The sequence below is a fragment of the Bradyrhizobium sp. AZCC 1577 genome (genome assembly GCF_036924575.1).
GTDB lineage: Bacteria > Pseudomonadota > Alphaproteobacteria > Rhizobiales > Xanthobacteraceae > Bradyrhizobium.
The window spans coordinates 1880119-1903712 of the sequence record NZ_JAZHRQ010000001.1; the positions used below are offsets into that span (position 1 = coordinate 1880119).

General features: G+C 62.1%; 19 protein-coding genes. 6 read left to right on the plus strand and 13 right to left on the minus strand.

All coding sequences use genetic code 11. From position 1 onward, the window contains the following. Window positions 1-119: 119 nt before the first annotated feature. Both msrA and msrB read right to left on the minus strand, forming a co-directional pair. Window positions 120-632 (minus strand): peptide-methionine (S)-S-oxide reductase MsrA, encoded by a 513-nt coding sequence (gene msrA, locus V1278_RS08795; RefSeq protein ID WP_334380339.1) that lies wholly within the window; start codon window positions 630-632, stop codon window positions 120-122. Between the two features lie 2 nt (window positions 633-634). Next, window positions 635-1087: a peptide-methionine (R)-S-oxide reductase MsrB gene (msrB, locus tag V1278_RS08800; protein ID WP_334380340.1), complete on the minus strand. Its 453-nt coding sequence runs from the start codon at window positions 1085-1087 to the stop codon at window positions 635-637. Between the two features lie 949 nt (window positions 1088-2036). Between msrB and V1278_RS08810 the strand changes: the two genes are divergently transcribed. Beyond that, on the plus strand, window positions 2037-2450 hold the full coding sequence (locus V1278_RS08810) for a cupin domain-containing protein (protein ID WP_334380342.1): 414 nt from the start codon (window positions 2037-2039) through the stop codon (window positions 2448-2450). A gap of 614 nt (window positions 2451-3064) precedes the next feature. Here V1278_RS08810 and V1278_RS08815 read toward each other — a convergent pair. The 10 genes from V1278_RS08815 to V1278_RS08860 all read right to left on the minus strand — a co-directional run bounded on the left by V1278_RS08815 (window position 3065) and on the right by V1278_RS08860 (window position 11640). Next, a complete protein-coding gene (locus V1278_RS08815) occupies window positions 3065-3547 on the minus strand; it encodes a YkgB family protein (protein WP_334380343.1) in 483 nt (160 codons plus the stop codon). Between the two features lie 54 nt (window positions 3548-3601). After that, the gene (locus tag V1278_RS08820) at window positions 3602-3973 is read right to left on the minus strand and encodes a hypothetical protein (RefSeq protein WP_334380344.1); all 372 of its coding nucleotides are present in this window, start codon (window positions 3971-3973) and stop codon (window positions 3602-3604) included. Between the two features lie 93 nt (window positions 3974-4066). Continuing rightward, window positions 4067-4870 (minus strand): peroxiredoxin-like family protein, encoded by an 804-nt coding sequence (locus tag V1278_RS08825; protein WP_334380345.1) that lies wholly within the window; start codon window positions 4868-4870, stop codon window positions 4067-4069. Further along, a complete protein-coding gene (locus tag V1278_RS08830) occupies window positions 4867-5802 on the minus strand; it encodes a LysR family transcriptional regulator (RefSeq protein ID WP_334380346.1) in 936 nt (311 codons plus the stop codon). The genes V1278_RS08825 and V1278_RS08830 overlap by 4 nt, the downstream gene beginning before the upstream one ends. Before the next feature lie 13 nt (window positions 5803-5815). Continuing rightward, the gene (locus V1278_RS08835) at window positions 5816-6472 is read right to left on the minus strand and encodes a peroxiredoxin-like family protein (protein ID WP_334380347.1); all 657 of its coding nucleotides are present in this window, start codon (window positions 6470-6472) and stop codon (window positions 5816-5818) included. A gap of 593 nt (window positions 6473-7065) precedes the next feature. Then, window positions 7066-7506, minus strand: coding sequence for an antibiotic biosynthesis monooxygenase family protein (locus tag V1278_RS08840; RefSeq protein WP_334380348.1), 441 nt, complete (start codon window positions 7504-7506; stop codon window positions 7066-7068). A 252-nt stretch (window positions 7507-7758) separates the two neighbouring features. Continuing rightward, a complete protein-coding gene (locus tag V1278_RS08845) occupies window positions 7759-8505 on the minus strand; it encodes a ferredoxin reductase (RefSeq protein ID WP_334380349.1) in 747 nt (248 codons plus the stop codon). Further along, window positions 8498-9103: a sulfite oxidase-like oxidoreductase gene (locus V1278_RS08850; RefSeq protein WP_334380350.1), complete on the minus strand. Its 606-nt coding sequence runs from the start codon at window positions 9101-9103 to the stop codon at window positions 8498-8500. Before V1278_RS08850 ends, V1278_RS08845 begins: the two co-directional genes overlap by 8 nt. Before the next feature lie 326 nt (window positions 9104-9429). After that, window positions 9430-10410 (minus strand): LysR family transcriptional regulator, encoded by a 981-nt coding sequence (locus V1278_RS08855; RefSeq protein ID WP_334380351.1) that lies wholly within the window; start codon window positions 10408-10410, stop codon window positions 9430-9432. 594 nt (window positions 10411-11004) lie between these two features. Continuing rightward, on the minus strand, window positions 11005-11640 hold the full coding sequence (locus V1278_RS08860) for a response regulator transcription factor (protein ID WP_334380352.1): 636 nt from the start codon (window positions 11638-11640) through the stop codon (window positions 11005-11007). 226 nt (window positions 11641-11866) lie between these two features. On the opposite strand from V1278_RS08860, the gene V1278_RS08865 reads away from it, so the two are divergent. After that, entirely contained in the window at window positions 11867-12259 is a 393-nt protein-coding gene (locus V1278_RS08865) for a response regulator transcription factor (RefSeq protein WP_334380353.1), read from the plus strand. Here the strand turns inward: V1278_RS08865 and V1278_RS08870 are convergent. Further along, entirely contained in the window at window positions 12254-18136 is a 5883-nt protein-coding gene (locus V1278_RS08870; RefSeq protein WP_334380354.1) for an AAA family ATPase, read from the minus strand. The two genes, V1278_RS08865 and V1278_RS08870, sit on opposite strands and share 6 nt — an antisense overlap. A 902-nt stretch (window positions 18137-19038) precedes the next feature. Between V1278_RS08870 and V1278_RS08875 the strand changes: the two genes are divergently transcribed. The 4 genes from V1278_RS08875 to V1278_RS08890 all read left to right on the plus strand — a co-directional run bounded on the left by V1278_RS08875 (window position 19039) and on the right by V1278_RS08890 (window position 23353). Beyond that, the gene (locus V1278_RS08875) at window positions 19039-20076 is read left to right on the plus strand and encodes a two-component system sensor histidine kinase NtrB (RefSeq protein ID WP_334380355.1); all 1038 of its coding nucleotides are present in this window, start codon (window positions 19039-19041) and stop codon (window positions 20074-20076) included. Beyond that, complete coding sequence (gene nhaA, locus V1278_RS08880) at window positions 20064-21926, plus strand: Na+/H+ antiporter NhaA (RefSeq protein WP_334380356.1); 1863 nt, start codon at window positions 20064-20066, stop codon at window positions 21924-21926. The genes V1278_RS08875 and nhaA overlap by 13 nt, the downstream gene beginning before the upstream one ends. 15 nt (window positions 21927-21941) lie before the next feature. Then, on the plus strand, window positions 21942-22346 hold the full coding sequence (locus tag V1278_RS08885) for a baeRF12 domain-containing protein (RefSeq protein WP_334380357.1): 405 nt from the start codon (window positions 21942-21944) through the stop codon (window positions 22344-22346). A 245-nt stretch (window positions 22347-22591) separates the two neighbouring features. Beyond that, a complete protein-coding gene (locus tag V1278_RS08890) occupies window positions 22592-23353 on the plus strand; it encodes a sensor histidine kinase (RefSeq protein WP_334380358.1) in 762 nt (253 codons plus the stop codon). The last annotated feature ends 241 nt before the right edge of the window (window positions 23354-23594 follow it).

Genomic DNA, 23594 nt, shown 5'->3' on the forward strand with positions numbered 1-23594 from the left:
CGTCACGCACGAACCGCCTCGCAAAACGAACTGCCCGGACATGGACTTGCCGTTGTACTCGCTGACCGCGCGAAAGCACGGGTAGGGGCGAGCACTGGACACACGTACCGCGGTCTCCGTTAGGCGGCGGTCCTCCGCGGCAACTTCCAGTGCGGGCGGACGAAGTGGCAGGTGTAGCCGTTCGGATAGCGTTCCAGGTAGTCCTGGTGCTCGGGCTCGGCCTCCCAGAAATCGCCAGCGGGCGAGAGCTCGGTCACAACCTTTCCCGGCCACAGCCCTGAGGCCTCGACATCGGCGATGGTGTCCTCGGCGACGCGGCGCTGCTCCTCGTTCGTGTAGAAGATCGCCGACCTGTAGCTTGTGCCTCGGTCATTTCCCTGCCGGTTGGGCGTCGTCGGGTCGTGGATCTGGAAAAAGAACTCCAGCAGGTCGCGGAAGCTCGTCTTGCTCGGGTCGAACGTGATCTCGATCGCTTCCGCGTGCGTGCCGTGGTTGCGGTACGTTGCGTTCTTGACATCGCCGCCCGAGTAGCCGACTCGCGTCGAGACGACGCCGGGCAGGCGCCGCACCAGCTGCTGCATTCCCCAGAAGCAACCACCTGCCAGGATCGCGCGTTCTGTGATTGCTGCCATCGTCAGGCCTCCTGCTTTGCGAAGAGCTTCGCGTACTCGCCGTACCCCTCGCTCTCCAATTGATCGCGGTGGATGAATCGCAGGGAGGCCGAGTTCATGCAGTATCTCAACCCGCCCTTATCACGCGGCCCGTCCGGGAAGACGTGGCCTAGATGGCTGTCGCCATGCTTGGAGCGGACCTCGGTCCGTGTCATGCCGTGCGAACTGTCAACATTCTCGACGACGTTCGCGGCCTCGAGGGGCCGCGTGAAACTCGGCCATCCCGTCCCGCTGTCGAACTTGTCGAAGGACGCAAAGAGTGGCTCGCCGGAAACCACGTCGACGTAGAGGCCAGGCTCCTTGTTGTCCCAGTATTCGTTGGCGAAGGGGCGCTCGGTCCCGTCAGTCTGCGTGACGCGGTACTGCTCGGGAGTCAACTTCGAGACTGCTTCTGGGTTTTTCCCGTAGGTCGGCATTTGCGGAACTCCTTTTATTCTGCATTGAAGATAGGCTCGAGGTGGGCGGCCGTCCAATCACTTCCGGCTATCGAAACGATGCCATGCGGATCGCTGCCCGAGGTGTTTCCATCTGCCGGGGACTGCTTCACTTGCCCAGAAGGAACGGGGTCGGACATTGCTGGGACGAGAGTTTGAATCGGCGCTCGCCGCCATTCCGTGTGGGTACGGCGAAGGCCGGTACGAAGGGCGCCGATATGGCGTCACGGTGCGGACGTCTCGTAACGGAAAGCGGATCAGCCTGTTCGCGCGAGCGCTTGCCGGCGGCGATATCGTTAGCTTCAACCTCTACCGGCTGAGGTCGGGCGAGGACTCTTTGCGTCCATGTGAAATGCCGGCTGAGAAGGTCGTCGCCTTCGTTCTCGGGTATGCCCCTGACCCACCGCAGCCCTAAGCAAGGCTGTGTGGTTTCGTCGACGCACGCGTCGCCATCCCATTAGCGGGCGCAGGGCTCAAATCGCCGCGCGATGTAAAAGACGGGCGGCATGATCGGACGGCGCGCGTCTCTCGCGACACCAACAGAGCGCCAAGCGGAAGCGCAAGCAGAACGAACGCCCGCCTCGCAACGACGCACTCGTCCCCGCCTAGGTCAGTCCGTATAGGAGCCCGCCACAGCTTTTTCCGTGCCTTTCGCCAAGTGCATGGACACGTCCCGGCAGAATCTGAGGATGATGGACAGAACTGCGGTCGAAGATGCGGTGGCTCCGGGAGTTGCAGCAGACAAGCTTGCCGCGATGCGATCGCGTCTGAATCAAGGTCTATGATAAGTGGTTATAAGATAGATAGTCACAGGGCATTTCCCTTTATCCGGCGGCGGCGACATCCTCCAACTCGTTCGCAGTATGCGTGCACATTGGCTTGCGCCGCCACTGCGAGACTTGAACAAGGGTTCACAATCAGGAGGCTATAAATGTCAGTCAAGCAGCCGGTTCTCACGCCGGCCCACGGTGGCAAGACGGTGACCTCGAGCGGGGGTTCGAGCGTCGAGGTGAAAGTAGAGAGCAGCCAGTCCGGAGGCGAATATGGCGCTGTCCTGTGGACGTTGCGGGCCGGGGAGGAGCCGCCGCTGCACACCCACTCCCGCGAGGACGAACTGCTCTACGTGGTGCAGGGGCAGCTAATCGCGCGGGTCGGCGATGCCCGCGTCGAGGTGGGGCCGGGCGCGTACGCGGCTCTTCCCCGCGGTGTGCCGCATACGATCGAGGTGGTCGGCGATCAGGCGACCCTGCTGCTCAGCTTCGTGCCGGGTGGACTGGAGCGCTTCTTGGTCCCCCGGGACGGCGAGAAGCCCGATCCGACCGCATTCGGCCTGACGTTCCCCTAGGGGCGGAGACCGCGGCGCGCGGCGTTCGTGACCGTGCGTCCGCACGGGCCCGGGCGCCGGCCGCTCGCGACCGCGCCAGATGATTGATTCCACGCGCCAGCCAGGTGCGCCTAATGGCCTGCGAGCTCCGGGCCAACCAGCGCATCGCTGCGGTAGTGCGGAGGTGCGCCAACGCGCCTCTTCGTCTGCAAGAATCCCCGCTCTCGCCGAAGAGCGCACGCGGAGGCCGACAAGATCGGCCGCGCCGTCGGCACCTTGCTCATTCGCCGCGTCGCCAAACACTACCGTCATCGACAGCGCGCTGCGCTTCATGCACGATCATGCCACCATCGCCGCAGAAGCCGCGCTCGACAGCTTCTACGTGCTGCGCACCGGTGCGCCAGCCGCCCGTTGCTGTCTCGTACGCACGAGGTAGCTCTTACAGCTTCCGGGTACAATGGCTATGCCGAGAAGCCGCCTCCCGGATTTCGAGGTAATCGCGTCCGCTGATTGCTCGTCAGCTTCGTCACCGAACGATGATATTTCGCCACAGCGCGATGAAGTCAAAGCATTCCGGACCGGCACACGATCAGACACGGGTTCAGAACCTTTTATTCACTTCCAACATCCTGCGCCTACTTCGGGTGAACACGGATCGAGGCGAGTAAAAGATTGACGGAGGCTGCTAAAAGCACAAGGTCTTTAAGCAGGAACTGCCCGATCGGTGCGGATATTGCCGGGAACCCACCTGCGGTCGGCTCCGCTACTCCCGGTGTGGTCAGAAAAAACGAAAGCGTAATGACAAATGTCACGCTGGACATCGCCGCGCCGAGCGCGGACGCGGCTGCATTAAAAGCCCCAAGTATAAGCACCACCGCTGTCGACAACTCAATCACACCGATCACATAGCTTGCTCCCTGTACGCCGAACACGACGTTAAGCCAGCTCATAAAGGGACTGTGATCGATGAGCGGCGCATTGCCATGAGCTTCATAACTCGTAAACTTCATTCCTCCGAACCAAAGGAACACGATCGCAAGCGCCCAGCGGAGAAGGGCAAGCGATCCACGTGATCCGAATGTTCTCTCGGCAATGTCCAGATAAGCAGATGCTCGCATTTTGATGCCTTTCGTTGAGGTGGGCCGACATGCCTGACCAATGCTTGTTATCAATCAATGCGCGAAGAAGGGTTTTGCCACGGCCAGCACTTGCTCCTTTGTCATTGGCTTGTCGAACGCGCCGACCCAGGCCCTTTCATGTCGCGGCTGTGTGGCGCAGCGTGTGCGGGGTGACATTTCCGGAGAGTTAGCCAAGCTGCACAGCATGGCGGAAGGCCGTATTGAGGACAGCAAACCAATCGAAACCAAGCTCGCGAGGTTTGGGATCACCTTCCAAGCCAGGAAGAGGCGCCCGCCGCCCTTAAATGCGCGAACTGACTCGCTGCGGCGAGACTCGTTCGTCGCATAGCTGACGAAGGCATCATAGTCCGGCTGGTCGGATGCCGGCTTTGTAACACCTTCAACGACGTTGCTCTCCACCGACATTTTATCTCTTTCAGCGGCGCGCGCGACCCGTCGCGTGTCAGGGCGACGCTCGTCTGTCGGCAGACGTTGATCATCAGATCACCAAGGAGAAAGTCATCGTTTGTTCGCTTCCTTGCCTAGTGCGACTGCGTGGTCTTGGCGCTGGATGGCGGACCCTTCCAGCCAGGATGTGGAAGCGGCCTGGCGCAGCGAGGCCAGGATTTGCGCTGGCTCCTCCCGTATCGTGAAGTCGGGCTCGACGAACGCGCTGCAGATCCGGCCTTCCGCGTCGATCACGTAGGTCGCGGGAATGGGCAGCATCCACACCGGTGATCCGTGCCGGGCGCCGAAGTCGAAGCCTAGCCCGGAATAGTGCGCTTTGGTCTCGTCGGGCACCCGGAACAACACGCCATACGACATGGCAACGCCGTAGTCGACGTCGGAGAGCACCTTCAGGTCCAAGCCCAGGCTCCGCTTGAGCTGCCGCGGGAAGTCCCTCGTCTCGGGTGTCACGACGGCGAGGGTCGCGCCGACGCTCTCGAACTCGTCCTTCGCGGCCTGGAGGGCGCACAGCTCAGCGGTGCAGAACGGACACCAGCCGCCTCGGAAGAAACTCAGAACGAGGGGGCCGTTGCGGCGCAGCTGCTCGGAGGAGTGGAGACGGCCGTCGGCGTCCGGCAGGAGGAAGTCCGGCGCGTCGTCTCCGACCTTCAACGCCTGCGATGCCGCGTCCGCGTCGCGCAGCCAGCCCACGAGGTGGTTGTATGACTCCCAGTCCGCGGCGCTGAACGTCGTCAACAGCTCGGTACGAATCTGGGCGAGTGTCTTGTCGGTCTGGTTTGGCATCGGTGAGGTGTCGTCAGGCTGCGGATCGATTGGCTGGAAGCGGCTGGCCGCCGGCGTGCGTGTCGTGGTCATGCGGGCGCCCTCGCCACCTCCGGGACCGTTGCGTGCGGCACGCCCCGGTCGGAGACTTCGAACGACCAGTCGCGAAGCCGCGCGACCTTGACGAAAGCGTCCAGCGCCGGCGAGTAGCGGCGCCCCTGCACAGCCAGTAGCCGCACCTCCCGCGAAACCGGGTCGCCTTCGAGCGGAATGGTCTTGAGCGTCGGAAGGCGCGGCATGTGCTCGGGCGCCAGTATCACGCCGAAGCCAGCGGCGGCCAGGTGCTGCAGGTGCAAGTCGTGACCGCTGCAGTGGCCGAGGCGGGGCGGTTCCTCGGCGAAATACAACCGCTGGATCTTCCGGGCGACGTCGCATTCGGCGCGTTCGAGCAAGATGGTTTCACGGAGGTCGTCGATGCCAATGGAGGAACGGTTTGCGAGCCGGTGTGTCGGCGCGAGAACCGCGACGTAGCGCTCCTCGAACAGCGACCAGTCGTCGATGCGCTCGGGCATGTCCTGCACGTCCCCGACCATTGCGGCGTTGATCTCCCCCTCCAGCAAGAGGTCGACGAGCTTCGCCGCTGCGCCCTCGCGCAGCTCGACGTGAAGTCCAGGGACGGACTTTGCGATCTCCGCGATCAGATCGAGGACGAGCGACGCCGAGATGGAGGGGGCGAGCCCGATCTTCAGTGGCGCGACCTCCTTGCGTTGGAACTCCCGGGCCCTGCGACGCACCGTCTCCGCCGAAGCCAGTGTGCGCGCCAGCATCGGAAGGACTTCCTTTCCAAGGTCGGTGAGCTGCGTCAGCTGGCGTTCGCGGTGGATCAACTGGCCGCCGAGCTCCTGCTCGAGCTTCTGCACCCCCTTGGTCAGGGCGGGCTGCGTGACATTGCACTGCTCGGCTGCGCGGGTGAAGTTGAGTGTGGACGCGACGGCGAGGAAGTAGCGTACTTGATGAAGCTCCATGGGTTGTTCTCCGTTAAGGCGCTCCAGCGAGGTGGGCGAGGACCGGGATCAGTTCGGACGGGTCGCCGCGCCGCGTGTAGTCGACACTGATGTCGGCGTACTCGATCGTTCCGCTGGGCGCCACGACGTACCGGGCCGGCATGGTCAAGGTCCAGCTCGCGTCGCCGTTGAAGGCTGCAAGGTCGGCGCCGCAGCCCTCATGGACAGCGCGCAGTTCGTCGGAGGCCTTCCAGCGCAGGCCGAAAGCGTGCGCGACCTTGCCTCCCGCGTCGACCAGGCTTGCGAACGAAAGCCCGTTGCGCCTTTGGGTCTCCAGGCTGTTGTGCGGCGTCTGCTGCGAGGCGGCGACCAGTGAGGCGCCGAGGCTGCGTATGTCGTGAGAGGCGGCCTCGACCGCGCGGAGCTCGACGTTGCAATAGGGGGACCACCGTCCCCTGTAGAACACGAGGACGACCGGGCCGCGGCGCAGCGCCTCGCGCGACGAGAACGACCGGCCGTGGCCGTCACGCAACCGGAAGGCGGGGGCTTGCTCGCCGGCGTGGGCCGCCCTCTCGGCGAGCCCGGACGCGGCCAGCGCCTCGACTGCCCGCTGCCGCGCCAGCGTCACGTTCGGCGGGGCCTTGGCGAGACACTCGGCTTTTAGGACGTCCAGTTCGTCTTGGAGTGACATTTGGCTCGTCGCGCGTGGTCCAGTTTCCGCAAGGATAATCGCTTGTCCAGTGCGGCTCCGGTAGGCGCGCCGCGCGAGTTTGAGTTATTTTTGTTATGCATGAGTGGACACCCGAACGCGTGAGCCGGCTACTTCTTCTTTTCGGCGCTGCTTCGGCGCAGAGAACTTCGCCAGGTCAGCCGACTTGCGCAGCCGAGACGCGGCGAACTCCGTGAAGCGGCGCAGCTTCAGGGGCAGGATCGCCCGGTCTCGCGTGCACGAGGTGCACTGGAATCGGGTCGGGCTCGTGGTCCTGCAGGATCAGCCTCACGGAATTGAGAGACCTGAAGGACGACACCGATCTGGCGCAGTGCCTCGCGTCGCCTGGCTACAAAGCCAAGGTCGAGCGTGCGGTCTTGCTCCAGCTTGAATTGCCCGCAGCACTTCACGCCGCGCATCGCCCAGGCCGAGTTAGCGCAAGCGCTCGAGCCGGTCTCCTTGATAAGACGTCGTCGCCGCCGCCTCGCGAGATCGACCTGGCCCCGCCTGGGCCTTTGCTTGGGCGAACGCAGAGTCGAACTCGCAGCAGGCCGGCCCTTCCCGACGGAGCGGTGTCAGGCGTGGAGGGTCTCGCCGCCCTCGGCATCTGCGTAGTACTGAGGCGCCTCGCGACGGTCGTATTTCCCGTAGTCGCGCACGATCCGCACTTTACGGACCCTCGCATTGTCATTCGGCGCGGAAGCGTCCTCGTAGGCCTGCGCCGCAGCGGCGTCCTTCCAGGATATGAGCAGAATCAGGTCGCCGGGCGTGATTTCGTCGCGACCCTTCTGCTGGACCTCGTGATGGCGCTTGCGGGTGCGCCAGCGGACGAGCGACTTCTCGTCCCGCCAGTTCGAAAGCGAAAGGATCCAACCCTCGCGGGTCAGGCTCTTGTAGCGGATGTTGTCGACGAAGCCTTCGACATGCTCCAGCTCGGGGCGCAACATCTTGGCGTTGTCCAGGTACTCATCCCAGTTCTCTGTATTGGGGAGGACCTCAAAAATCACTGAAAACATGTTCGTATCCCGCTTCTAGAGTGCTGCGATGCAGTCGATCTCGATGTCGAGGTGCCCCGGCAAGGCGCGCCGCGTTCACGGCAGTAGACCTTCAAGCCATCGACATCGATCCTTTTGGACAGCATCCGCATGGCTCCCGTTTCCTTCACCGACACGTCTCCTTGCGCCGGTATGACCGTAGCTGGCACTGGCCAAGTGGATAATCTGGCGTTTGCGAAAACGAGCCTCTCGCAAAACGAGAAGGATCGTCTCTCAAGCGCCATAGCGTTCGGTCTTGATAGCTCCCGCTTCCATTCCCAAAGCGAGCGCAGCGTTCGCCGCGATGTCGACGAAGGCGTTCGACCCGCACACGAAGGCGCAGCCGGGGGACTCAGGCAGCCGCGCCGCGACGTCCGCGATTATCCTGGCGTCGATCCGCCTGCTGAAGTCGGTGCGGCGCCTTGCAGGCTCGCGTGTCAGCGCCAAGGCGAGCGCGAAATCGGGAAGCGAGCTCTCGAGCTCGAGGAGCTCGTCCCTGAACAGCACGTCACCCCAGGTCCTGGAGGAGAGCGACAGCGCGACAGGCACCGGCTCGCCGCTGGCCTTCCGATACCGGATCATGGCCATGAGCGGCACGACGCCGGAGCCGGCGCCCATCAAGAGCACTGGTTTGCTGGAGGGCCCCGGCCAGAGAAAGTGTCCGCCAAGCGGCCCGCGAAGCTCGATCGTGTCGCCTACTTGGGCGACGTCGTGGAAGAATGGGGAGACCTCGCCGTCCGGGAGACGCTCGATCGCCAGCTCGATCACCTTGGAATCGCTCGGGGCCGAGGCGATCGAGTAGCTGCGCATGGCAGTGTAGCCGTTGGGCGCAGTCAGCCGCACGTCAACGTGCTGTCCGGCCGTATGGTCGAACGTTTCGGAGAGGCTGAGAAAGAAGCTCTTGATAGCCGGCGTCCTCGTCGCGATCTCGACAATCGCACAGCTCTGCCATCGCGCAGTTGCGGCAATCGCTTCAGTCATTCGTGTATCGCTGTTCTTTCCACGGATCGCCGTACATGTGGTATCCGCGCAGCTCCCAGAAGCCGGCCTCGTCGCGCTCCGTGAACTGAAGTCCGTTCACCCACTTCGCCGACTTCCAGAAGTAGAGATGCGGCACGAGTAGGCGCGCCGGCCCCCCGTGGTCTTGCGGCAGCGGCTGGCCTTCATACTTGAGTGCGACCATCGCCTTCCCGCTTGCGAGGTCGGCGAGCGGCACGTTGGTGGAGTATCCGTCGTAGCAATGTGCGAGCGCAAACGGAGTCGGTGCGCTAAGGCCAGCGTCGGCGAGAATGTCGTCGACGGCCACGCCCTCCCAGGCGGTGTTGAGCTTCGACCACGAGGTCACGCAGTGGATGTCTCGCGTCATCCTGGTTCGTGGGAGCGCGTTGAACTCCGACCAGCTCCACGCTTTGACCGGACGAGGTCCGACCTTCAGCGTGAAAGTCCAGTCCGCGGGCTCGATCCGCGGCGTGGGGCCAGCCGTAAGCACCGGAAAATTATCGACGAGGTGCTGTCCCGGGGGGATCCGGTCCGATGGTTCTGATCCGGATTGGCGGCCTGTGAAACCGCGAGTGACCATGGCGGATTTCCTCCGTCGGCGGGTGAAAGAAGCGTTGTCTCGCACAACACGCGAAGCTGCTGTGCGACGGATGAGCGAGGTACCGGCGAAGCATGGAATTCCGCGCGGCGAATGGGAAATGACGTCACGCCATGAAGTCGATAGCCGCGCGTTATGGCGGCCGTCCGCCTTCCGCATCGGGTTCGCGCGCACCCGATGCCGACTGCCCTAGCAGCTCGGTACCATGCCGACCTGGCGCTCTGCCTCCTCTTCCACGCTGCCAGCACCCTTCCGCTTGATTGCGCGATCGACGCTGCCAGCACTCTGCCGCGTTCTGATCGCGTCGTTCAGCCTTGGAATTTCGCGGCGGTCTTCGCGATGGCGCGTCCTTGGTATCGGGCGCCGGTGCTCTCGTTCTCGCTCGGCGGTCGCCGCGCGTCGAGCCCGGCAGCACGGAGTTCCCTGAGAAGAAAGTCGGCAAGTGCCCGTGCGGCAGGCTTTACGGTCTTTCCGTTGACGAAGAGCGCATTCAGTTCCATCGAGCCGAAATCCCAGTCAGACAGCACCCGCACGAGCTGTCCGGCCTCGAGCTCTGCCCGCGCGCTGTTTTCGCTCGACGCGACGATCCCGAGCCCGGCGACGGCGCTTGCCGTGACTCCTTCATTGATGGTGATAGCGAGCTGGCTGTCAACACGCACGGAGGTGACGCGACCGTCCTTGCGGAAGGAGAAAGTCGGTGAGGGGTGCGCCGGACCGATGATCACCGAATGGCGCGCGAGGTCCGACGGCATCGTGGGCGTGCCGCGCTCCCGTAGGTAGTCTGGGGAGGCCATGAGTATCCTCGGCAGGTGGATGATTTTGCGCGCCATCGCGCTCGAGTCTGGCAGGGCGCCGAACCGGAACGCCACGTCGATGCCCTCGGTCACGAGGTCCTGGTAGCGGTCGTTCGCCACGAGCTCGATCTTCAGCGCCGCGTGCTGCTTCATGAACGCGGGAAGCCGCGGGATGATTTCCCTGAGTACGAAACTTGACGACGTGCCGACGCGGAGCGAGCCGCGCAACTCTCCCGTTCCGCGCGCTTCGTGGTCGGCCTCGTCGATTGCCGCCAGGATCGCCTCGACGCGCATCAGGTACGTCGCGCCAGCCTCGGTCAGCTTCACCGCTCGCGTGGTGCGGTTGAAGAGCGTCGCGCCAACCTCCTCCTCGAGTGCGGCGATCAGCCGGGATGCAGACGGCTGCGACAGGCCGAGCTCGCGGCCAGCACCGGAAAAATTGCCGACGCGCGCGGCGCGGGCAAACAGTTTGAGTGCTAAGAATCGATCGTTCATGGCTCGGTGCGCTCGCGGCGGGCTACACCGAGGCCGGGGCCAGCGCGAAGGCTGTCAGGATCGAATCGAGCGCGCCGGCGGACCGCCACTACAGCGCAGACCGCGGCGATCCCAAGCCCCCCGTGTTCGTCTGAAGCGAAAAAGGTCGAGACGGGCTCGTCGCCTTCCAGCAAGAGAAAATGTGTCGGAAGCAGGCGAAACGATCCGAATGAAACTTTGGTTGGCGGAATAGATAATGTCTTGTCCGCCGAACTTTGAGCGCCGTGATTTGCGTCAAATCCCGGTTCGGGATGCGCCAAGCCTCCGATGAATGCGGGCATTATAACCTCGCGTGCTTGGGAAGGCGGTTTTTCCGACGAGAGGTGCATTTAGATGGCTCGGGGCGCTGCGGTCGATTGCGCGGCAGGTACTGTAAGGTTCGCTTGTGGCTGCCTGTGCTAAGCGATCGCTTAGAAGCGAGTGCGTAATCCTCGTGCCCGAATCTCTTAGCCGGATGGGCACTTAGGGAGGGGGAGCGGTGCAGCAAATGCGGTGGCGCAAGTTGCGCGTATAGACGGCGTCCTCGCGCGAAACGCCGAGCCATGCCTTTCCGGCTTAGGAGTTTTGCGGCTGCTGTAGTCTTGTATTGAGAAGGTCCGCCATCCGGCTGAGCTCGGGAAGCGAACGTGCTTTCATCTTCCGCATCAGGTTCACGCGATGCACCTTCACCGTGGATTCGGAGATACCGATATCGTTGGCAATCTGCTTGTTTAGGCGACCGGACACGACGCGGAGCATGACTTCACGCTCGCGGGAGCTGAGCATGTCGAAACGCTCCTTGAGCGCAGCCAATGCGTCATCACTCTCTCGACGGGCACGATCGCGAGCGAGGCCGGCCTGGATGGCGTCAAGCAGATCCTGATCACGGAATGGCTTTGTCAGGAACTCTATCGCACCGCCCTTCATCGCTTGCACGGTCATCGGCACGTCGGCGTGCGCTGTGATGAAGATGATCGGCACTTGCCTGTTTGCGGCGACAAGGTCTCGCTGAAGCTCAAGACCGCTTCGCCCTGGCATTCTCACGTCGAGCACCAGGCAAGTAGGGCCTTCCGGCGGATCGGCCTTGAGGAAATCGGGAACAGACGAAAATTGTCGGGCAGGTAAGCCGACTGTCCGCAACAGCCGCACGACCGAGTCGCGAAACTCGGGATCGTCATCGATAACCAAGACACTGGGATTTGCTTCACCCATTCTCGGTATCCTGCGGGGGGAAGTGCACTTTCCTACCCTTGTCATTCTACGCACAATCAGTCGAGATGAACAGGTATCTTTCGCCTAAACGAATAGCCGAGAACCTAAGCCATCGCTTAGGAGCGCGGTCATTGCATTGTTGGCGAAGTGCCCGGACACTAGAAATTTCATGCAGGCGCGAGGATGCCGGCAGTGTGTGGAGCGACGAAGGTGCATGGAACCGGCAATGTTGAACCGAACATTGATAGTCATCGTCGACGACGATCGGCTCTATCGTGAGTCAATGCAAAAGCTCGTAGGATTAATGGGCTATAGTGTTGAGGCGTTTCCGTCAGCAGCCGATTTCCTAGCGTCGCGCTTTTTGCCAGAAACCACCTGCTTGATCGCCGACGTTCACATGCCCGGAATGACTGGAGTCGAGCTGCACAGGCATTTGGTCGATGCAGGGTACGCGATTCCGACGATCCTCATTACCGCCTATCCCGATGAGGTCGTCAGAGATCAGGCTCTAGAAGACGGGATTGTTTGCTATCTTGGCAAGCCAGTGGACGATGACTATCTCGAGCAATGCCTGCGTTCGGCCCTGCAGCCGGGTAAGCCGACTGAAGACAATTCATGAGTCGTTGTCCGCCGGCAGGGTGAACTGAAATATCGCGCCACGAGGTTCGTTCGCTTCCGCCCACAACTTACCCCCATGAGCATGGATAATGGAGCGGCATATCGACAACCCCATTCCTGTTCCACTGGACTTAGTGGTGTAAAAGGCGTCGAACACTCGATCGAGATGCTGCGCATCAATGCCGGGCCCAGAATCGCGTACGGCTACGAGGGCGCCTGCCTGATCCTGCTCGGTGCTGATCAACAGCTCTCTTGCCCCCTCCTCAATCGAGCCCATTGCTTCAGCTGCGTTCAGAATCAGGTTCAGCAAGACCTGTTGCACCTGAACGCAATCCCCCATAACCGGAAGCAGTCCATCTGAAAGCCGAGTCTGGACCGAAACGCCGTTCCTGTGGATCACGCTTTGCGCCAGTACAATCACTTCATTAGTAGCCGAATTGAGATCAAAACGCTCCTTTCGCGGAGGCGACTTCTTGATGTGATCACGCATCCGTCCAACGATATCCTTGGCTCGGTCCACGTCCCTGACAACGCAAGCGAGCGCTTCCCTGGTCTCATCCAGATTTGGTGGACTCATTTCCAAAAAGCGCATCCCTGCACGGGCGTTGTTACGAGCGGTAGCAATCGGATGCAGAATTTCGTGAGACAGCGAGGCGGCCAATTCTCCCATCATGCTCACGCGGTTCATGTGGGCGAAATCCAACTCGAGCTGGCGCAGCTTTTCGCGCTCGTCCTGTGCCCGCCTTCGTTCCGTCACATCGACGGTTGTGGTGATAACCTCGGTCAGCGTTCCCTGAGGGGAAAACGTATGATAGCTGGTTCCTTCGACCCATTTGATCGTTCCATCGGGCAGGAGGAGTCTGAACTCGGCAACAAAATCTGTTTTCTGTCGCACGGCCGTCCCCACCGCTGCCACCACTCTTTCGCGGTCCTCTGGGTGAATGCGTTCCCACATACTTTGTCGACTTGGAAGGCCTTGCAGCGGATCAAACCCCCAGATCCTGTAACTCTCGTCCGACCAATAGAGGTAACGCATCGTTGTCGCGTTATAGATCCAATTGCCGGTGCGGCTGAGTCTCTGTGCTTGGCTAAGCGCTTCCTCGACGCGCTTGCGCTCCGTCAAATCGAGCACGAATGCGAGGCGCTCGTCGCCTCCTTCTTTGAACAGAGCGGCGCCAATAAGCACAGGAACACGGCCGCCGTCTTTCCGGACATACTCCTTCTCGAAGGGCTGAACTATTCCGGTTGAGTTCAGTTCTTCCTGAGTCAATATGTCGCGTTCGCGCCATTCGGGCGGGGACAGCTCGGTCCAGCGCACGCGGCCCGAAACCAAGTCCTCACGGTCATATCCTAAGATGCGTAGAAACGCGTCATTGGCTTCACGAATTCGACCTTCGCGGTCGGCAATGAGGATTCCAATGATGTTGGCATCGACCAAACGCCGAATCTTCCCTTCGCGATCTGCGACGTCGCGATAAAGTCGCGAATTTTCGAGCGAGATTGCCGCCTGCGATGCCAGCACCTTCAACACTGTGACGCGGTCAGGTGTGAAAACGTGGGCCGTCAGATTGTTTTCGAGGTAGAGTACACCGGCCAGTCTGCCCTGTTTGAGCAACGGCAGGCAGAGAATTGAGCGCGCGTGATGCTGATGAATGTACTTATCGGCGGAAAACGGGTTCGCGGCTGCGGCATCGTGGAGAAGAACGCTCTCTTTCGTCCGGATCACGTAGTGTAGGATGGACTCTGGCAGATGTGCAGCGGTGACACTTGCTTGCCGCTGATCGACGGTCACCGTGTCATTTGTGGTCGTGACTTCCGCCTCAATCCGATACCCATCACCTACCGCAAGGATCAACAGACCTCGCCCGGCACCCGCGTGCTCAATTGCTGCGCGCATCAACGTGTCGATCAGTTTTTCTAGAACGATTTCGCCCGACACGGCGTGCGAGACTTTGATAACAGTAGCTAGATCCAGTTGTTCGATGGGTGCCCCGATCGTGCTTGTGGGGCCGGCAACCGGCTTTTCCTCCCTGAGGTGCGGATACGACTCGTCGAGTTGGCGTACCTTGCCGTCGGCTCCCCAACGGATGTATGCGTACCGCGCGTCCTGCAGATAGGCATGCGCGATCTTCTTGAACCCGCGTGCGGCATAAAAGCGTGCGGCGACTTCGTTGGCGAGCGCCTCGTTGTGGACCAAGCCGTGTGTGTGTGCCGAGTGGATAGCGTGCTCGTAAAGATGTTCGGCATCGAGCGCGCGGCCTTCGATCCGGGCGATCTCCGCCCCGACCAGCGCGGCGCGGTTCTCGAAGTTGTCCGGGCAAGCCGTCGCCCAGACCTCGAGCTGTCGGTGGTGCGCGGCCAGTGCGTCGACATGCTCCTGCCATTGGTCGGCCGCCGCGAACTCGCAGGATGCTGCTCTGGAGAGCGCACTGTAAAAGTGATATTCCGCGCATTCGAAAAAGGACGCCGATGTCGGCTGCAGCTGTTGCGCCCTTAATGAGGCCTCGAGGGCACCCGCATAGTCGCCGGCAAAGTAGCGTGCCTGCAGCTTGCGGGTCCAATACGAGCCCTCGGCCAACGCCAGATCCGGGTTCCTGCAGAAGCGGGACTCCAGTAGGAGTTCGTCAAACTGACCATCGTCAAAGCAACCGAAAATCGGCGTCAAGCCGCGGAGTGTCCGAATCAGCCCAAGCTGGCCGGCGATGGAGTCAATCGCAAAGCCGAACTGTATGTTCCGCGCGAACGCGAGACCATGCTCGACCTCGACTTGCACGTTATCGAGCGGATCTCCGGCCGCGAGAAGATACGTGTTCAGGTGGGTGTAGTAGTACGCCGCGAAAGTGAGGTCACCGATCTGGTTTGCCGTCTCAAACGCACGCCGCAGCAGATCACGACCTTCCCGGACATGTTTCGTCCAGAACATGAGTAAGTATCCAAAGTTCAAATAGGTCCTGGCCTGGAAGCGCTTTAGCCCGCGCTGTTCGACCAGTTCATAACCGAGACGGCCGAACCGAAGTCCTGCCTCGTAGTCGCCGAATTCCGGTCCAGCAATTCTGCCAAGCACTGTATAGGCGTAGCACGAGCCGTCACAATTGCCGCCCTCAAGGCTGAGATTGACTGCTCGACAGATGACCATCGAACGTACGTTCGAATCCGTATAGTGGGCAGGCGGCCCGAGCTTCGTCAGGACATCGAGGGTCGCGAGCGATGCGGCATCGCTCATCAAAGGCAGATCAATGAGGCTTTCTATCGTGCGGGAGCCGAGTTGCGACCAGATGCGCTCATACTCGCGCCGAGCCTCGTCTTCCGTCGGGTGCGGGGACCAGTCGATGCCCAGGTGGCGGAGATAGTCTAGACCGACTGCGATCGCGCGGCTGCCCTGATCCAGGGTCGTGTAAAGATCCACCTGTAGGCACGTGACCCGGGCTCGTTCGATCGTCGTTGCGGCACGGGCCGACAGCACCGCCAGGCGCTGCTCGGCGTCCGCCAGTGCACCAGTGAGGAACTCACATTCGGCCCGGTGCAGTTCCAGCTCAAAGATCAGGTCGTGCAGGCGCTCCCAAGAGTCCTCTGGCAGCAGTGCTACGCCGGAGACCAGATAGGTCAGCGCTGAGGCATACGCTGTCGAGGTCTTGGCGCGTTTACCTGCAATCAAATTCAACTCTGCAACCCGCTCAAGCTCCTCAATTGACGTGATGAGATGCGAGCCGCGGTTGAGCTGATTGACGATTTCGAAGATCATCTCCTCCAGCTTCTCTGGAGGGGTCTTCGCTGCGAGCAGCATCCCCACTCGGAGATGGGCTTTGGCACGCGATTCTTCCGGGATCAAGGAGTAGGCGGCTTCCTGGAAACGGTCGTGGAGAAACTTGTAGGAATCTTCCGAACGAAAGATCAGCCCTGCTCGCACCGCTTCCCAAAGCCGGCCATGCATTTCCTCCGCGGAGTCCTGGTAAACGATCCGCAACGTGGTGAACCCTGCATCGTTGCCCAGGCAGGCGAGCTTCTGCAATGCGTTCCGGGTTTCGGCGGACAGGCGCTTCAGCTTCCCCACCATAAGGTCCACCACATTGTCGGTGTAACCTTTGGCGTGAATGCGATTCAGGTCCCAACACCATCGTGCCTCGCCATAATCGAAAGTGAGCAATGCTTCGTCGGCGAGAGCAGAAATGAACTGAATAGCGAAAAGCGGATTACCGGTTGTTTTCTCGTGGATCAGCTGTGCCAGCGGCGTAATTCTTCCTGGTTCACTGTGAACAGAGTCCGCGACTAGTTGTCCCAAGTCTTCGCAGGTTAGGGGTGCCAATACGATGTCTTGCAATATCGCTCCAGCTTGGCGCATCGCTTCGAGCTTGCGCATAAGCGGGTGGATGCGATCGACTTCGTTGTCGCGGTAAGCGCCAATCAACAACAGGTTATGCACATCCGGCCGGGTCAACAGATCCTCGAGCAAATCGAGCGTTGCTGCATCGAGCCATTGGAGATCGTCGAGGAACAGCGCGAGCGGATGTTCCGGCCGCGCGAATATGCTGATAAATCGCCGGAACACCAGCTGAAAGCGGCCCTGCGCATCCTGTGGCGGCAGATCGGGGACCGGTGGCTGTTCGCCGATGATGTGCTTCAATTCCGGGACGAGATCAACAATGAGTCGACCGTTTGGTTCGAGCGCCTCGAGCAGCGCCTCCCGCCATTGCCGCAGCTCCGCTTCGGCCTTGCTCAAAAGCGGGCGGATCAGGCTCTGAAAGGCCTGCGCAAGCGTGGCGTAGGGGATGTCGCGCTTGTACTGGTCAAACTTGCCCGATGCAAAAAGACCGCGGGGCAGAACAAGTGACTTATGAAGCTCATTGACGATCGCGGACTTGCCGATGCCGGAGTATCCGGAAACCAGCACCAACTCCGGCCTGCCGCCGGCGACGATACGGTCGAAGGACGCAAGGAGGGTATCGATCTCGGCTGTCCGACCATACAATTTCTCGGGGATCAGCAGCCGGTCCGGAGTGTCGTGTCCCCCGGGCGGGAATTCGTCGATATCGCCTCGGGTTTCCCATTCAGCAAGGCAACGCCGTAGATCGCTCTCGGCGCCTGCAGCCGTCTGGTAACGCTCCTCAGCAGTCTTGGCGAGCAGCTTCATAATGATCGCAGAGACGGAGCCTGGGAGGTTTTTTAACCGCTCGCTGGGCGGCACCGGTGCTCTTGCAATATGGCAGTGCACCCATTCCATCGGATCGGCCGCCGTGAAGGGCAGAACGCCCGTGAGCATCTGGTACAACGTGACGCCGAGGGCGTAGAGATCGCTGCGCGCGTCGACCGAGCGGTTCATCCGCCCGGTTTGCTCGGGTGCCATGTAGGCCAGCGTACCGGCGATCATCTCGGGCGGCTCGGGCGCCTGCCGCTCGCGGGACAAGCGCGATGCGATGCCAAACCCGGTGAGCCGCACGTGTCCATCCGCGCGGTCCACCACAATATTCGCTGGCTTGATGTCTTTGTGGATGAGCCCGCGCTGATGAAGCTTGCCCAGAGCCGAGGTAAAAGCGATAGCCAGACGCAAGAAGCGTCCTACCTCCATGGGCGCGCCGAGCAAACGGTCGAGCGGCTCGCCGCCCGGATCATCGAGCACCAGCACGGTCCGACCGGCGTCGCGCATGAGGGCCAGCGGCCGCGCCGCCCATGCCCCGTCGAGCTCATCTTTCAGCTCGTATTCGTGCGTGAGGCGATCGAGTCTCGACTGAGACGGGTGGTCGGCGGCAAGCGCAACAAGCAGCACGGCGAGCCGGTTGCCATTGTCGTCCAGTCGCCAGCCACGGCTGAACACGCGCTCGCCGTCCTCCCACAACACCTGAGAGCTACCATCCGAGTGCGCGACGTTCAACGACTGCTGCATCTGTCAGACTCCGGCGTCGGGCCTCGGCTTGAAGTAGGCTGATCAAGCTCTTCGTGCGCCACACGCGCGGCCTCTGTCCGGCCCGGAGAAATCGTACTCGATCGCCGGAGAAATGCCAGCCGTCCCTTGGTCTTGCCGGATACGGCGGACGCGGCTCCTTCTTCATTTTAACGGCAATTTGGAGCGATTTGCACGGCTTTACTCGCTCGCGGCCGCCGCTCGACGCGTGGCTGGAGGCGGAGATCCACGGGAGAAACAGCACGAATGTGATGTGTGGACAGCAGTAAATCCGACGTTCTTGGTGCGGGGATTTTGAACCAGTGCTTGTAGAGTTGGAAATCCGTGCGAATGGCAGCCGGCGCACCAATGTTGGTAGAAAAACAGAAGTCTATGGTGCGCACCGAGTTCCTCGGGGTGAGAGGCGGGCACTCCTTTCCTGCAGCATCGATCCAGTACGGGACCCGGAGTTCGAGGGCAGGTTGTCCTTCGATGCTCTGGGACATGTCTATGCTCGCAGTCCTGATTGCCGCGAGGTGCAGGCCATCGGCCACGGTCTCGCGATCCCCTCGCGACAGCCAGCGTTATGCCGTGAAATCGCTGGTAAAGCTATGATCTCAATAACGCGTGCAATACAGAGGCCCGGATGATCGGAGCGTGAAGACTTGACGCGGTCGCCGAGAGTTCCGCTCGGGCGAGTGCTCGCAGACGGAAGCGCCCCACTACCTCCGCAGCATGCCAAGCGTCTCTCAGCCATTCCGATAACGGCCGGCTATCGACTCCATGGCCAGAGGTGATTTTCCTTTAGACCCCCATAGACTCAATCTTCGAGCTGTCGTCGCCCGCCCTCGTGTACGGGCCGAAGTCGGCGTTCCGTTGTACGATCGCAAGCCAGGAGGTGCGAAATGCAGATCAAAGAGACACCCCACGTTTCATTTCCCGGTGCGGTGGAGAGCCCCTTGGAGAATGTCGTCGTGCTCGCGGACGGCGCCGGCGTTGCGCTTGGAGTACAGCGCGCATTCGGTGCGAGGGTGCGGAGCGTCCGCGATGACGGCGGCGGCCTCATCGCGTTCAGGTGCGTGGAGATTCCGCTCGTGGGGCGCGGCGGCGAGGTCTCCGGGGTCTTGTGCCGGACCGCCCGACGGTCCGACACGCGCGGCGTGTTCTCCTCCCGCGGGCCGGAGGTGGCGGGGGCGATCGGGGACATGGCGCAGTTCGTGGTCCACGACATCAACAACCTTCTCGCTGTGATCGGCAGCGGCCTGCGGCTGCTCGAGTGCCAGAGCGACGTTACCTACCGAAAGGCCATCGTTAGCAAGATGCAGCACGCGATCACGCGAGCAGCGTTGCTCGGCCGTCAGTTCCTCGACGCTGCCCGACCGAGCGCCGAGTCGATCGGCGAGTTCGTCGCAGGCAGCCGTCTTGCAGCGCTTGCGGGCATGCTGAACCAGGCGTTGCGTCCCGACATCACGGTCCGTACCGATATCGCCCCTGATTTGTGGGACTTCGACGCTGACCCGGAGGAGCTGTACTTGGCGCTGCTGAACCTCTGCCGAAACGCGGCCGATGCTATGCCGAATGGCGGCACGATCACCGTCGCGGCGCGGAACGTCGAGCCGTCCGCCGGCGCGGTCCGCCGGTTCGTCGAGATCGTCGTCGCCGACGACGGGGAGGGCATGACCGAGGAGGTCCTCTCGCAGGCGTTCACCCCTTACTTCACGACAAAGGCCGCTGGCTGCGGCACAGGCCTCGGACTTGCCCATGTCCGGCGATTCGCCGAAGGGCGAGGCGGCGCGATCGGTATAGAGAGCGAGCGCGGTGCCGGCACGCTGGTGCGTCTCTTTCTCCCGCGCGTGCACACAGCTGGGCTCCACAGCGGCAGCTGCGCCGACGTCGTAGCCGGCGCGAACACCTGGAGACCGGTTCAGCGATGGAGCTCATGATCCCGCCCGGCCGCCTCGACCGTCCGGTCGACCACGAGACGGACCACGTGCTCGGCCCTGCCGATGCCGAGATCACGCTCGTCGAGTACGGAAGCTACGCGTGCCCGCACTGCAGGGCCGCCAACGAGCGTATCGCGCAAGCACGCGACCAACTCGGTGACCGCGTCCGCTACGCCTTCCGACACAGGCCGCTCACGGACAACAGCCTTGCGTTTCGGGCCGCCGAGCTCGCTGAGCTTGCCCAGACGCCCGAGGCGTTCTGGTCCGCGCACATCAAGCTGATGACGAGGTCGATGCAGCTCACTGAGGACGACCTCGTCGCGGTGGCCGCCGACCTCGGCGTGAACGCCGACTTCGTGCTCGGCGACAGCGACGCCGTGCGGCGCGCGAGGGCGAGGGTGGAGGCGGACGTCAGAAGCGCACGCGCAAGCGGCGTGAGGTTCACGCCGACCTTCTACATCAACGGCCGGCGTTACGACGGGCCCTGGGACGAGAGCTCTCTCGTCGACGCGATGCTCGGCACGCTCGGCCACCGCGTCCGTACGGCAGCCCTGGACTTCGCCAGCTGGGGCGCGTCCGCCGGCATTTTGCTGGCCCTTGCGACCGTGGCGGCGATCGTCCTGACGAACTCGCCGGTCGGGCCGGCGTTCGAGGCGCTCTGGCGCCAGGAGCTCGGCGTGAGCTTAGGCGACGCAGCCTTTCAGATGTCCATCCTACATTGGGTCAACGACGGCCTGCTGACGGTGTTCTTCCTCGTCGTAGGATTGGAAGTGAAGCGCGAGATGACAGTCGGCCACCTCGCAAGCCGCCGCTCCGCCGCGCTTCCCATCGCGGCCGCGCTCGGCGGCATGGTCGTGCCGGCGCTTCTGTATGCGCTGGTTATCCCTGCGGGGACGTGGTCGCACGGATGGGGCGTTCCGATGGCGACCGACACCGCGTTCGCGCTTGCCTTGATCGCCGTGATGGGCGCCCGCGTCCCCGTTGAGCTGCGCATCTTCCTCACCGCGGTGGCCATCGTCGACGACATCGGTGCGATCGTTGTCGTCGTTGTGTTCTACTCCGGCGATATCCATCCGGGCTACCTGGCTGCGGCTGCGGCGATGGTCGTTGCGCTGGCGCTGCTGAGCCGATCGAGGGTCTACCTGCTGTCGCCCTACATCCTGTTGGGCGTCGCGTTGTGGGCGTTCGTCTACGCGGGCGGCCTCCACGCTACGCTGGCCGGCGTGGTACTTGCACTGTTCATTCCGACGCGGCCGCCAGCCGACTTGGCCGCCCTGATGACGCAGGCCAGCACCATCATTGCTTCCGAGGCCCGGCACGAGGGTGAAGTTCTCAGACACGGCCCCTCCACGCCGGCGCTGCACGCGCTTGATGCAATCTACGACAGACTTGAATCGCCCGCGGACCGGCTGCTGCGGCACGCCGGCGCGCGGTCGAGCTACGCTGTCCTTCCGATTTTCGCACTGGCAAATGCGGGTGTGGCGATCAACCCAGGCGTCTTCGCTGGGCATGGTTGGCTCATGGCCGCGATCGTCGCCGGTCTCGCCATCGGAAAGCCGGTCGGCGTCTTCTTCGCCGCCGCGGCGGCCGTGCGCGCAGGCGTAGCCGTCAAGCCGACGCAGTACACGTGGCGGCAGTTGGCCGGGGCGGGAGCCCTCGCCGGCATCGGCTTCACGATGTCGCTCTTCATTGCCGGGCAGGCGTTTCCAAGCGCCACCGACTTCTCGGCCGCCAAGATCGCCGTGTTCGCCGCGTCGATTCTTTCGGCCGTCGTTGGGACTGCCCTGCTCTGGGGCGCTTCGCGCCAGAAGTTATCGAAAAGGCGCCGCAGAGCGCCGGCTTGCAAATGAACGGGAGGTCTTTCGATGATCCTACCTACCGGTACGACAGTGGCAGTCGCTGACGGCGAGACGATCCGCCTGTTCCACAATACAGGCGTGAAACCTGGGGTGCACTTGGTCGAGATCACGGCCGCTCCGCCTGCTTCCGCCCGCTCAGGCTCGGGTGCGCGGCATCACACCGGCTCTGCGAACCCCGATGGCAGGCGGCTCGTTGAGGACGACTTCGCGGCAGCGACGGCCGCGTTCCTGAACACGCTCAGCCTGGACGGGACCATAGAGCACCTAGTCGTTGTCTCCGACCCAAGGACCCTGGGGGAGATGCGCAAGCACTTCCACCGCGACCTGAGAGGCAAGATCATAGGCGAGTTCGCGAAGGATTTCAGCCGGCGTCCGCTCAAGGACATTGCCGCACTGATCGCCGATGCCTGACGCGACACTCGAAAACGGCTGCCGGCGCAAGCCCGTCCAGTCATAACCCGCGCGAATAACTCAAAGTTACTGACGACGACTACTGTTCTCGACCAACCCGAACCAAATCAACCGTCTAAATCCACCAGCAATGGACAAAATACTGCAAGCTGCCTCTGGCATTCTAAGCAGCATCAAGAGGGAGCAAGGTTCTGCTGCCTGCTCGGTGCGGCAGGTGCCAGAGAGGAAGATCGTTGGAGCCCGAAATGACAAAGCACATTGCACCGTTACCGGATCTCGATGGGTCGTTGCTTCTTCGTGAGTTGAACCACAGAGTGAACAACGAGCTCACTAGCGCTATCTGCGTAGTTTCAGCCAAAGCGGTGCAGTCGGATGGCGTAGCAGTCAAGGCCGCGCTCCTCGATGTGGTAGACCTCCTGCATGGTTACGCTGATGTTCACAAGGCACTACGCATGCCGGATCCTGGGCACCTGACCGACGCCGCAAAGTACCTCCAGCACCTTTGCTTCTCCATCACGAAATGCCGACTGGACCGGCTGAGTATACGTCTCTTGTGTTCGGCGGATGATTTGCGGCTTGAGGGTGAACGCTGCTGGAAGCTCGGGTTGATCGTATCCGAGCTGCTCACCAATGTGGCACGACATGCTCGTTTCGACGAAAGACATCCGGAAGCGAAAGTGAAGTTGCTGCTTGCAGGTAACGTCGTAAGGTGCGCGGTCTCTGACAATGGCTCGGCATCCGATCTCATTGTGGGCGGTCGCGGGCTAACGATCGTCGGCGAGTTGGCCAGCAGTTTGGGTGGCCGCGTTCATGCGTCTTGTGCCGCCGAAGGGTCTTCCTTCCTTCTCACCTTCCCATTGACTGAAGTCGAGCAACGTGCCGCCGGCGCAGCTCATGTTGCCTTGAAGCGAAAGAACGTGCGTCGTTCTCACAGGTTGAAGGTCCCAAGAGCTGAAGATGCATCGGCTAGCTGGGCCAGTCGTCCTACTGAAGGAGGCCGAACATGACCCAGGTTTATTTCCGCTGCTCCTCGGTCATCGACCGCGCGCGGGACGAGAGGAACTGAGAACTCCGTCGATCACCTACGCTCCAAATCAATACACTGAAGCGTGTTGCGGAAGGCGTATGGATCGTCGACGGCCGGTGATCCGGTTTGGCTGGCCATGGCCGAAGTTTCGCTTGTCGACGCGCATGACCCTGGTGCGGCTCGCCTCCCGTGAGCTCTTCCTGCATTCCCCGACGCAGCTC

Excerpts from the sequence above, each read along its gene's own strand:
- V1278_RS08865 (WP_334380353.1), top strand. The coding sequence starts at position 11,867 with ATGTTGAACCGAACATTGATAGTCATCGTCGACGACGATCGGCTCTAT.
- V1278_RS08825 (WP_334380345.1), bottom strand. The coding sequence starts at position 4,870 with ATGACCACGACACGCACGCCGGCGGCCAGCCGCTTCCAGCCAATCGAT.
- msrB (WP_334380340.1), bottom strand. The coding sequence starts at position 1,087 with ATGCCGACCTACGGGAAAAACCCAGAAGCAGTCTCGAAGTTGACTCCC.
- V1278_RS08850 (WP_334380350.1), bottom strand. The coding sequence starts at position 9,103 with ATGGTCACTCGCGGTTTCACAGGCCGCCAATCCGGATCAGAACCATCG.
- V1278_RS08860 (WP_334380352.1), bottom strand. The coding sequence starts at position 11,640 with ATGGGTGAAGCAAATCCCAGTGTCTTGGTTATCGATGACGATCCCGAG.
- V1278_RS08870 (WP_334380354.1), bottom strand. The coding sequence starts at position 18,136 with ATGCAGCAGTCGTTGAACGTCGCGCACTCGGATGGTAGCTCTCAGGTG.
- nhaA (WP_334380356.1), top strand. The coding sequence starts at position 20,064 with ATGGAGCTCATGATCCCGCCCGGCCGCCTCGACCGTCCGGTCGACCAC.
- V1278_RS08890 (WP_334380358.1), top strand. The coding sequence starts at position 22,592 with ATGACAAAGCACATTGCACCGTTACCGGATCTCGATGGGTCGTTGCTT.
- V1278_RS08885 (WP_334380357.1), top strand. The coding sequence starts at position 21,942 with ATGATCCTACCTACCGGTACGACAGTGGCAGTCGCTGACGGCGAGACG.
- V1278_RS08830 (WP_334380346.1), bottom strand. The coding sequence starts at position 5,802 with ATGGAGCTTCATCAAGTACGCTACTTCCTCGCCGTCGCGTCCACACTC.
- V1278_RS08845 (WP_334380349.1), bottom strand. The coding sequence starts at position 8,505 with ATGACTGAAGCGATTGCCGCAACTGCGCGATGGCAGAGCTGTGCGATT.
- V1278_RS08875 (WP_334380355.1), top strand. The coding sequence starts at position 19,039 with ATGCAGATCAAAGAGACACCCCACGTTTCATTTCCCGGTGCGGTGGAG.
- V1278_RS08835 (WP_334380347.1), bottom strand. The coding sequence starts at position 6,472 with ATGTCACTCCAAGACGAACTGGACGTCCTAAAAGCCGAGTGTCTCGCC.
- msrA (WP_334380339.1), bottom strand. The coding sequence starts at position 632 with ATGGCAGCAATCACAGAACGCGCGATCCTGGCAGGTGGTTGCTTCTGG.
- V1278_RS08820 (WP_334380344.1), bottom strand. The coding sequence starts at position 3,973 with ATGTCGGTGGAGAGCAACGTCGTTGAAGGTGTTACAAAGCCGGCATCC.
- V1278_RS08840 (WP_334380348.1), bottom strand. The coding sequence starts at position 7,506 with ATGTTTTCAGTGATTTTTGAGGTCCTCCCCAATACAGAGAACTGGGAT.
- V1278_RS08810 (WP_334380342.1), top strand. The coding sequence starts at position 2,037 with ATGTCAGTCAAGCAGCCGGTTCTCACGCCGGCCCACGGTGGCAAGACG.
- V1278_RS08815 (WP_334380343.1), bottom strand. The coding sequence starts at position 3,547 with ATGCGAGCATCTGCTTATCTGGACATTGCCGAGAGAACATTCGGATCA.
- V1278_RS08855 (WP_334380351.1), bottom strand. The coding sequence starts at position 10,410 with ATGAACGATCGATTCTTAGCACTCAAACTGTTTGCCCGCGCCGCGCGC.